Origin of the sequence: Streptomyces swartbergensis (genome assembly GCF_002148965.1) — a bacterium.
Classification (GTDB): Bacteria; Actinomycetota; Actinomycetes; order Streptomycetales; family Streptomycetaceae; genus Streptomyces; species Streptomyces swartbergensis.
In genome coordinates this window covers 1-1,452 of the sequence record NZ_NGFN01000691.1, presented here as the reverse complement: position 1 = coordinate 1,452, position 1,452 = coordinate 1, and the positions used below count along the sequence as shown (strand labels likewise).

Annotated in this window: 1 pseudogene; it reads right to left on the bottom strand. The window is 69.8% G+C overall.

The window, feature by feature from the left end:
- Positions 1-1,313 (bottom strand): annotated as a pseudogene (locus tag CA983_RS43605) (NF041680 family putative transposase); the annotation flags it as partial.
- Positions 1,314-1,452 lie beyond the last annotated feature (139 nt).

The following is a 1,452-nucleotide window of genomic DNA, read 5'->3' as shown; positions in this document are numbered from 1 at the left end:
GGGTTTCGGTGCTCTGGCGGGRCAGGCCGCCTGCGGGCGGAGGTGCCGAAAGTCGCGGCGGACTCGCGCGGGGGTGAGTCTGCCGTTGGGGCCGGTCTCTCCCACGGCCGGCGGAGGTCAGCGGCGAGCGGGCGGGCGAGCCGGAGCTGGGTGAACGCCGCGAGGATCAGCCAGGTCCAGCGGTCGGCGGCTTCCGGGGTGCGGATCTTCGGACAGGTCCAGCCCAGTGTCTGCTTGAACAGGCGGAAGGTGTGCTCGATGTCGAAGCGCCTCAGGAATGCCTGCCAGAGCAGGTCGATGTCGGCTGGGGTGGCGTCGGTGCCCGACCACCACAGCCAGACCGGCTTCGGTGTCGCGCCGCTGGGCAGGTACTCGACCCGCAGGAGGATCACGGTTCCCTCGATCACCGGCAGCGCACCCAGCTGGGCGGTCCAGGCGGAGCGATGGGTCAGGCGCGGGTGGAGCCGGTCCCAGGCTCGGGCGGCTGCGGTGCCGTAGAGGCGGGTCTTTGTCACGGTCTTCGCGTCAGGGGTGTTCCAGGTGGTGGGGTCGCCGAACACGAACTCGCCACCGTGGCGGGGCGGGCGGCCCCGGGTGCCGGCTTCACGGGGCGGTACTGCTCGGCGCAGGACGCGGTCCGAGCGCATCCGGCCCAGCACCTGCACCGGCAGATCCCTGAGCAGGAAGGCCAGGCGGGGCACGTCGTAACCGGCGTCCACCACGATCAGGATGTCCGGGTCACCGTCCTTCCACTGCCCGGCGCTGACGAGCCGCTCGACCAGTTCACGCATCTGCCTGGCGGTAACCGTGGCGGCGTCGTCACCCGGTGCGAGACGCAATGCGTCCAGCGGAGCGGTCCACGAACTGCGGCCGGTCTCCAGTGCGCAGATTACTGAGTACGGCCAGCCGGGGACGGGGATGTGCTGGTCCTTGCCGCGTCCGTAGGTATGGCACAGGATCCGCTGCGGTGAGGTGTGCGCGTCGGGTCGCAGCCAGCAGGTGATGTCGGCGGCCAGGACCAGCCGCCCGTCCGCCGCCCGCGGCAACGGCACCGCGGCCAGTGCCCGACGCAGCCGGGCCACCTCCACCAGGCCGGCGGCCAGGGCATCGTAGAGCCCGCCATGCCCACGACGSTGTTCGCCCACCATCGACAGCTCCACCAGCGACCGGACCGGGCCGTCCGCACACAACACCGCGTCGGCCAGCTCGAACAGAGCGTCCGCACGTCTGGTCAGGCAGGAGTAGAACTCACCCCGGAAGCGTGACAGTTCCGCGAACGGATCCTGTCGGACAGCGTGATGCAGCAGACTCATCCCCACGGCCTTCGTGCTGAGCGTGTGTGTTCCTTGGTCGGAGCACATGCTCAGCCGAAGGCCGCCTGCAGGTACGGCAGTTACCAGACCGGGTGATCAAGTACGAGAAGCCGTTCGACGTCCGAGGTTAAAGATCAAG